This window comes from Microbacterium sp. NPDC064942 (assembly GCF_049545525.1).
GTDB lineage: Bacteria > Actinomycetota > Actinomycetes > Actinomycetales > Microbacteriaceae > Microbacterium > Microbacterium gawkjiense.
In genome coordinates this window covers 86,336-94,452 of sequence record NZ_JBMWDR010000010.1, presented here as the reverse complement: position 1 = coordinate 94,452, position 8,117 = coordinate 86,336, and the positions used below count along the sequence as shown (strand labels likewise).

At 68.3% G+C, this 8,117-nt stretch carries 6 protein-coding genes; all 6 read right to left on the bottom strand.

Features of this window, described 5'->3' with window-relative positions; genetic code table 11:
- Positions 1-164: 164 nt before the first annotated feature.
- Entirely contained in the window at positions 165-758 is a 594-nt protein-coding gene (locus ACPEH2_RS14625; RefSeq protein WP_423719020.1) for a hypothetical protein, read from the bottom strand.
- Entirely contained in the window at positions 755-970 is a 216-nt protein-coding gene (locus ACPEH2_RS14620) for a hypothetical protein (protein ID WP_005052651.1), read from the bottom strand. Before ACPEH2_RS14620 ends, ACPEH2_RS14625 begins: the two co-directional genes overlap by 4 nt.
- A gap of 14 nt (positions 971-984) precedes the next feature.
- A complete protein-coding gene (locus tag ACPEH2_RS14615; protein WP_005052653.1) occupies positions 985-1,695 on the bottom strand; it encodes a hypothetical protein in 711 nt (236 codons plus the stop codon).
- A gap of 99 nt (positions 1,696-1,794) precedes the next feature.
- Positions 1,795-2,232 (bottom strand): DNA-directed DNA polymerase, encoded by a 438-nt coding sequence (locus ACPEH2_RS14610; RefSeq protein ID WP_005052657.1) that lies wholly within the window; start codon positions 2,230-2,232, stop codon positions 1,795-1,797.
- 105 nt (positions 2,233-2,337) lie between these two features.
- Positions 2,338-2,904 (bottom strand): hypothetical protein, encoded by a 567-nt coding sequence (locus ACPEH2_RS14605; RefSeq protein WP_005052659.1) that lies wholly within the window; start codon positions 2,902-2,904, stop codon positions 2,338-2,340.
- Positions 2,904-7,898 (bottom strand): CHC2 zinc finger domain-containing protein, encoded by a 4,995-nt coding sequence (locus ACPEH2_RS14600; RefSeq protein WP_005052663.1) that lies wholly within the window; start codon positions 7,896-7,898, stop codon positions 2,904-2,906. The genes ACPEH2_RS14605 and ACPEH2_RS14600 overlap by 1 nt, the downstream gene beginning before the upstream one ends.
- Positions 7,899-8,117: the final 219 nt, after the last annotated feature.

Here is an 8,117-nt window from a genome sequence, read left to right as displayed (position 1 = left end):
CCTTCCCGGGTGGGCAAGCGGCTGCGCCGCACGCCTCGGGCGGGCCGGCGAGCCGGCCGCTGTCGTGGGTGGAGTTGTCGTGGCGGTGCCCGGCAGGTCCGGCTCGCTGCGCTCGGCCGGCCTCGCCTCGATCCCGAGCGCGGTCGACACCGCGGCTCCCCCGGTCAGCGGGGGTGATGGGTACGGGTGGCTGTCGCGATGCGCTCGAGTGCGGTTTCGACAGGAGTCCACGGACGCACGATCTCGTCGACGGTGTCCTGAGTGAGGCCGAGGCTCTCCATCTGCCAGGTGATGCAGAGCCGTCCGTCCTCGAGGTACATCGGTCGACCGTCGTCCCAGGTGGCGTAGCTGCCGATGACGCGGGTTGCGTCACGAGCTCGCATGCGCACATCGGTTTCGACGATCGCAGTGATGATGGCGCCGGGCGCGCACCATGAGATCTCGTGGCCGGCGAAGTCGGGATCTTCCTCGGTGGCGCCGATCGGCTCGACGGCGTAGAGGGTGCCTCGCGATGTCAGGGTGCCGGAGGGTGTGGTGATCTCGGTCTGGAACGCGAAGGCGCGAGCGAACTCCTGGCGCGTGCTGAAGTAAACGCGATCGGTGCGAGAGACGAGGCCGATTTCCGGCCGATCGCGGGGTGTGTATGAGATCGGGATGCGCGCGGCCGCGGCGTCATAGGGACTCAGGAGGCGTGAGCCGACCGTGAGGCCGGGGAACCCGCCATGCCAGAACGTGGGGCCCGTGTGCCCCTTGCTCACGGGGTCTGCTCTCTGCCGACTGCTTCTTCTGCTTCGATACCGGTGGCGAGGATGCGCAGCGCTCGAGCCTGCTGAGTGGGCGTCATTTTGAGCGGGGCGTCGACGATGTTGTGGATGCTCAGGCTGTACTCCCCGGCGCCGTCGAGCGTGATCGTGGCGACGGCGAGAAGCTCGTCCTCGTCGGGAAGGTTGAGCGGGAGCTGTCGGAGCATGCCTCTGCCGCCTGTCAGTCGCTCTGTTCGGTGGTCTTGCGGACGCTGGTGCGGGCACGCTTCCGGTAGGAGCGCAACGTCTTGCGGGGAGCCTCGTCGAGGAAAGCCTTGCCAGCGCCGCTGGCGAGCTTCGTGTTGCGCAGCTGGACTCGGTAGGGGTAGACGTCCTCGAGGAGCTCGCTACGGGCGACGATGGCTGCCCAGTAGCTCGGGAAGGTCACGCGCTCGACGAGCTCGCCGCCGGCGACGAGACGCTTGTCTGCGGCGCGGTCGCGGTCGGTGCGGGCCATGCGGACGGTGAGGACGGGCATTCCCTTGATCTTGATGATCGCGAGATCCCACTGCTCGAGGTAGCCCTTGTAGCCCCAGAGTGCGACGGCGTTCTCTGGATCGGTGGTGATCTTGGTCACGGCGCCGCGGGCGTAGACGAGATCCTTGCGCTCCTGGTCGAATGCGCCCTGTGGTGGGCGGACGAGCGAGATGACACGCTCGAGTCGACTGGCAGGAACTCCGTCGCGGATCCACCGGCGGATGGTGCCCTCCGAGACGCCGAAGGTGTCGGAGGCGGTGCCGGCGTTGACGTGGCCGAGCCGGTTGAAGCTGCCGAGGGCGGCGCCCATGATTTTGCTGAGCTTGTGGGCTCCCCAGGCTTGCTCGAGCGCATCGACGTCGGCGCTCTCGGGGGTGAACCACAAGGGTGCCGGCGTGTCGATCTCGTCTGGCATTACCTGACTCCTACTAGTGAATGTGACATTCACAGCCTAGAGGCGTGGGCGCGCTCCGTCAACCGAGCTGGTGCCGGCGCTGCGGCGAGCGCGAGGCGATCACTCGACTGCAGCGCCGCGGTAGGCGAGTACGTGGGCGACGAAGGTGGATCCGGTGTCGGCATAGAGCTTCTTGAGCGCTGGCGTCGAGACGGAGTCCTTCTCGGTGCGGGGCAGGCTGAGATCCTCGAAGAGGGCCTGCTGCAGCTGTTCGCGGCTGCGCAGGTTGATCTCGCGGCCGAGCTCGGCGAATGCGCTGTGAGCTGCCTCTTCCTGGGCGGTGTCGCCGGCGGTCTCGGTGAGGCGTCGCTGGATGAACGCGTCGGCGTCCTTCTTGCGGAACAGCGGCGAGCGCGCGGTCTTGGGTGCGACCGACTCGGGGAAGCCGGCCTTGCGCTGCTTGGTGCCGGTGGCGTAGACGCGCACCGTCTGCTGAGAGACGTTGAGCTTCTCGGCGATGTAGGCGTAGTCGACGAGCTCGGGCATGGAGGCTGCCATCGGCTGGTCCTTTCTCTGGTCGTCAGTCCGGTCACACCTGATAAAAGCGTGACATTCACTACATACAGCGTAGCGTGACGAGGCTGTGGTGCCGGGTCATTCGTGTCAGCGGAACTCGACGCCCTTGATGCCGTGGAACTGCCAACCGTCGACGTAGCGGTTGTCGTAGAGGCCGGTGAGGTAGTCGGTGGCGCCGGTGTCGCCGCCTTGCACCCAGGCGTCATAGAGCTGTTGCTGCTCGGAGGGTGACATATCGAGGTTGCTGAACCGTTCGGCGACGTACTTCTTGTCCGTGGGGTCTGCGGACGGGCCCTGCAGCGCGTTGATGCGGATGGTGCGCTGACGGGTGGGGATCTGGGATTGGATGCGCTTGGCGAGCTGACCGCGGCCGCGCTTGGTGGTGACGGACTGGCGGACGCGCTTGGTGAGCTCCTGGGTGATCGCGGCGCGGGGATTCTGCGCCCCGCGGATCCAGCGCTGCACGGTGCCCTGGGAGACTCCGAGCTTCGTGGCGGCGAGCTTCGTGGCGATCGGGAACCGGTCGCTCTGGCCGGGGAAGAGGAACTTGAGCATGGATTTGGTGTCGCGGGAGACCTCGGGGAGCTTGTGCCCGGTGAGTCCCTCGAACATCGCGGCGAGCTGCCGCGCTTGCGCTTCCTTGCTCAGTGCCATCAGATCAACTCATTCAGGTGTCGCTTGCCCTTGTAGGTGCCGTCGCCGTTGAGGAACTCGGCGTGATGCGAGAGCTGGTCGGAGCCCTCGTACTTGTACTGACCGAGGCCGCGGCCGAACCAGGACGGGTCGCCGGGCCAGGCCTCGAGCGGGTCGATGTGGTCGCTGGTGTAGACGACGGTGTCCTTCTCGATCGCGACGGGCCAGCGGCCGGTGCGCTCGGCGTTGGCGAGGACGCGGCGGATGATGTTGGCGCGGGACTTCGCGACGATCATGTCGTGGCGGTGCGGGGCCCACACGGCGAGGGTGTCGTGGTCGCCGCGGTAGTCGAGCATGCCGATCGCGGCCGCGTAGACGATCTTGAGGAGGTCACGAGCGGCCTGGTCGTCGACGTCGGTGGTGTCGAGGGTGGTGCGGGCGTCGCGGACCCGCTTGTACCAGGCCTCGAAGACCTTGGCTTTGCGGTCCCACAGCCAGGCTTCGTGGATCTCGAGCTCGAGGCCCATTTCGCTCGCGAGCTCGAGCGTGGGGGTGGTGACCCAGATCTGCGATCCGGTGAACCCGTCACGGACGATGCCTTGGGCGGCGAAGATGTCGGGCATCAGCCAGCTGCCGGGTTCCGGTGCGGTGATCAGCCAGTAGCCGGGCTTGTTCGTGGCCTTGGTGAATTGCAGCGGGCCGTCGTAGTGGGTGGGGGCTCCGACGCCGACCTCGGTGCTCGCGGCGGCGAGGTAGGAGCCTCCACGGTCGAAGCCGTGTACCCAGCGCTGCTCGAGCTCGTCGCCGAAGAGCTTGCGCTGCCAGTTGAAGTCACCCTCGGCCATCATCTGGTCCTTGACCGGGCCGGGGCGGTCCTGTGGGTAGTAGATCTCGTCGTGCTTGTCGCGGGGCAGCAGCGCGCGCATGAGCTTGGTGCCGGTGGTGCCGGCGCTGCTGCGGTAGGGGAACTTGAGCGCCGCGGTGAACTTCCCCAGGCGACGGGCGATGGTCGCGGGGTCTGGGTCGCCGTCGAGGATCGTGCTGATGAAGCGGAAGTCCTGGGCAGGGATGAGGGCGATGTGCGCGCCGATCCGGCGGTCATCCTCGCGCCAGATGTCGATGCTGCCGGCCATGGATCCGTCGCCGCTGAGCGAGAATCCGGTCTCGGTCGCCATGGTGATGAACGGGTGCCCCTTGGTGGCTTCGCGCAGCAGCTTGCCGTAGTCGGAGTCGGTGGACTCGGGCAGGGTGTCCAGCGGGAGTCCGAGAGCGAGAGCGGCTTCCATGGTGAGGAAGATCTGGCCGCGCTCGGTCTTGCGCGCCCCGTTGGTGCCCTGGTTGATGCGGGTGCCCAGGTTGAGGTCGGTGGCGAGCTGCGCGAGCTGGCCGGCGTGCTCGAGCTGACCGCGGATGGTGATCAGCTCGCCCGTGGACAGCCACAGCCCGTCCGTGTGGAGCACGCCGAGCGGTGCACGGAAGTCCTCGGCCGACGTCGCGACGGCGGGCTGTGCGGGCGCTGCCGGTCGGGGGGCAGGCGCGGCGGGTGATTCTGCGGATGCAGGCTGCTGGGGCTCGGTCACGGCGGGCTGTGCGGGCGCCTCGGGGGTGGTTGTGGCCTCGTCGACCTTGGGCGCCTCGAACAGCGACGGGATGTCGTTCTCGGGCGGCGTCTGGGGGCCTTCTCCCCCGTCCAGGCCGGTGTCGTCGTTCGGGGTGTCGGGGCCGCTGCCGGTGAGCGCGGACAGTGGGATGTCCCACACGCGGTGCTGCATCGACCGTCCGGTGCGGCGGACGACGCTGCGCTTGCCGGCGCCGTCCGCGATGAGCCAGCCGTGGGAGAGCATCGACGAGGAGAGCGAGGTCTTGGTGTCGCTGAACGCTTCATCGGCGCGCTGCGACATCTGGCGGGCCACGGCGACGGCCGTCGTCGGGAACAGGTAGAGGCGGTCTTTGTTGATGACGCCGACGCGCTGCCCGTTGGGGCGCCACTGCGGGTTCATTCCGGTGGACTGGTCGGCCCACCCCAGCGAGCTCGCATCGTCGGGGACTGTGCCGTCCATGCCGGCTAGGTGAGCGTTGCCGTTGGCGATCGCCTCGCGCAGGTACTCCATGAGTTGCTCGGCGGGGTCGGATGCGGACGAGTCCTGCAGACTGATCGCCTCGGCGATGCCCGCTCGCGCCCACCCGTAGAAGTCGCGGGCCTCGTCGTCGCTGATGACGTCGAGGTCGCGGAGCATCATCAGCATGATCATGATGCCGCGGTCCAGGACCACGGCAGACTGCACGAGGCGGTCGTGGAGGCCCGCGTGCCCGTTCTGGCGGGGGATGGCCTCACGCCAGTAGGCCTGCGTGCACAGGCGGTGCTCGCTGTCCTCTTCGGCCTCGGTGAAGTCGTCGACGAGCTGCTGACGGCGCGCGGCCGTCCACTGCACGAGCGAAGCACCGATGAGCGCGCGAGCGTGGCGGGCGCGCTTGGACTCGAGGCGACCGAAGATCACGCCGCCGTTCTTGAGCGTGGCGGGATCCAGCGGGAGGTTGACAATGCGGGAGTCGGCGGAGCCCTGGGCGGAGAGTTCGCCGGACGTGATGATGCTGGCGAGGATCGGGCGGTCGGCCTCGGCGCCGCCGCGCTGCTTGCCGCGGATGCGACCGATGCCGTTGAACACGGTGCGGCCCAGGGTGCTGATGCGGCGGATCGCGTCGCTGGCGTTGCCGTCCGGGGCGAAGTCGTCGACGATCACCGGCACGTTGCTGATCGCGGAGAGGGTGCGCTGCAGGCCGATCGCGGTGGATCCGCCGGATGCGCCGGAGATCAGGCCCTTGGTGTTGTGGGTGAGGTTCGGGGCGAAGTACTGCACGGCCAGACGGCTGTGTGAGGTCTTGTAGGAAGCGAACCCGCCCACCAGGTGCAGCAAGATCGGGCCAGGCAGGACCGGGGCGGTCCAGGAGTGGCCGAGCAGCGGTGCGATCACACGGGCGGGCAGCTCGGATTCCCGCAGCGCCACGGTGCCGTCGAGCCACGCCTGGCGCAGCTGGTCGCGGTCGGTGGTCGGCTCGGGCATCGCGTAGATTTCGGAGGTCGTCGCGACGTCGACCTCGACGCCGAGCGCGCCGTTCTTGGCGATCGCGCCGGTCGCGTGCACGAAGTAGTCGCCGGTGTCGGTGGTGCGCCATCCGACCGTGGTGTGCACGATGCTGTTGTTCCGCGGCGGCTTGATCGCGTTCATCGCATCCCATGCCTGATCCGCGCCGCGGCGGCTGTTCGACTCGAGGAACCCAGGCCAGGGCATCGCCTTGGACCATGACCCGTCGCGGATCTGGTCTTCGGTGTACTTGAGCACCACCGACTCGGTCTGGAACTGGCCGGTCTCCTTGTCGCGGATCGGGTAGCCGCGATCGTTGCGGACCCACCGGGAGAACTTGATCACGTACAGGTGCGGGGGGCGAGCGATCTCGTTGTCCGTGCCGTCGTCTTCGATGGCGACTGTCTGGACCTCTGCCCAGCCGTGCATGACCCGATGGTACTGGTCGTCCTCGTCGCCGGGGGTGTGCTTGATGAGCACGGTCTGCCCCTCAACCACGCCGTAGTGGTTGCCTCGGATGAAGGGGCGCTTCTCGGGCTGGTCCTCGGGGTTGTCGTTGCCGAAGAACACTCCCCCGCCGCCGCTGCCGGTCTGCGTGAGGGGTGCGGAGGGGGTGATCTCGATAGTCTCTGCCGGCTGCTGCTCGTCGACGACGGGGCGGGTTGCGACCACGGAGGAGGCGACCGCTTGGGGCACGTCGAGACCTGCGACGATGTAGGTGTCGCGGGAGATCCGCGCGCCCTCCGCGACCGCGGCCGCGTACTCGGTCAGGGCCACGCGGCCCCGGTCGCTGAGTTGCTCCGCGGTCAGGTCCGGGTTGATCGCGTGGATCCGCTCGAGGCGGTTGAGGGACTCGCGCGCCCACGCCTCGGCGTGCTGCTCGGAGGTTGCCCGGTCCTGCTGGTTCTGCTCGAGCTGGGCAGTCGCTTCCTTGAGGCACACGGCGACGCCGGTGCGGCCGTGGACGAGCTTGTCTGCCTCGGCCGCGGCGACCATGGCGCGGGCGTCGTCGACGGAGATCTCGACGAGCGTAGCGACGGTGCCGCCGGCGTCCATGTGGTCGGTGAAGTCCGACTTGCGGTCGTCGAGGTTGGGCAGGTAGATCCGTGCCGGGATGCCCAGCTCCGCCAGCTGCGCGCCGACCGCCGCGGCCCGCTGTGCGCCGGCGGGATCGTTGTCGACGACCAGGTTGACGGTGGCGCCGCGGAACTGCTCGAGCAGCTCGGCGGGGAACGCCGTGGCACCGCCGGCGTTCGTCGTCGCGGCCAGGGCCTCGGCGATCGCGCTGTCGGCGTCCTTCTCCCCCTCGAGCAGCCACACGTCGCCGCCGGCGGCGACCGCTGCGCGGATCGCGGCGAGGTTGTACAGGAGGGGCGCGAAACCTTCGGGCTTGCGCTTGACCCACCGGCCGTTGGCGCCACGGTAGCTCTGCGTGAACCTCTTGTGCCGCTGTCCGTCCAGGGTGGTCTCTTCGCGGTGCACGCGCTGCAGGACGACGCCGTTGTCGTCGACGTACTCGTAGACCTTGACCTGGCGCCATGTCGCGCCCGTCAGATCCGGAGTCTTGGGGGCGAGCTCATCTTGCGTCAGCCGCGGCGGCAGCGAGGGCCGCTTCGCCCGCGGGGTGCGCGAGCCGGTGCGGCGATCGGCGGGCAGCGGTGCGTCGAACAGGTCGCTGACGGTCAGGCCGAGCGCGCCGCACACGTCGCGGAGATCGAAGGCATCGCCGCAGCCGAAGCAGTGCAACATCACCTTGCCGCCGGTGCGGTCGTAGCGGATGCTCAGCGACGGCATCGCGTCGCCGTGCACTGGGCACAGCGCCATGTGCTGGCTTCCCTGCCGGCGGGGCTTCCACCCGCCCCGGTCCAGGGCCTCGAGAACACGATCGAGAGAGTTCGTAGCCGTCGACGTGCCGGTGTACTCAAGCGTCATCGCTGCAGCACACCCCCTCGGGTGCACGCTGCAGCGCCCAGCGTGTGCGACACGACGGCCACACCAACGCTAGACATCCGCAATATCGCGGCTATAATCATGAACATCCGATCATGGATTGACTGACTCAGCATCAGTAACTTGATCAGCCTCTGGCAGGAGGCTGTGACCCAAAAGCACTCAAGACCCCCGATGGTTGGCAGACCAGAGGGGGTTGAG

What these genes read in the sequence shown, in the direction of transcription:
- ACPEH2_RS14620 (WP_005052651.1), bottom strand. Translation starts at nt 970, where the DNA reads ATGCTCCGACAGCTCCCGCTCAACCTTCCCGACGAGGACGAGCTTCTC.
- ACPEH2_RS14615 (WP_005052653.1), bottom strand. Translation starts at nt 1,695, where the DNA reads ATGCCAGACGAGATCGACACGCCGGCACCCTTGTGGTTCACCCCCGAG.
- ACPEH2_RS14610 (WP_005052657.1), bottom strand. Translation starts at nt 2,232, where the DNA reads ATGGCAGCCTCCATGCCCGAGCTCGTCGACTACGCCTACATCGCCGAG.
- ACPEH2_RS14605 (WP_005052659.1), bottom strand. Translation starts at nt 2,904, where the DNA reads ATGGCACTGAGCAAGGAAGCGCAAGCGCGGCAGCTCGCCGCGATGTTC.
- ACPEH2_RS14600 (WP_005052663.1), bottom strand. Translation starts at nt 7,898, where the DNA reads ATGACGCTTGAGTACACCGGCACGTCGACGGCTACGAACTCTCTCGAT.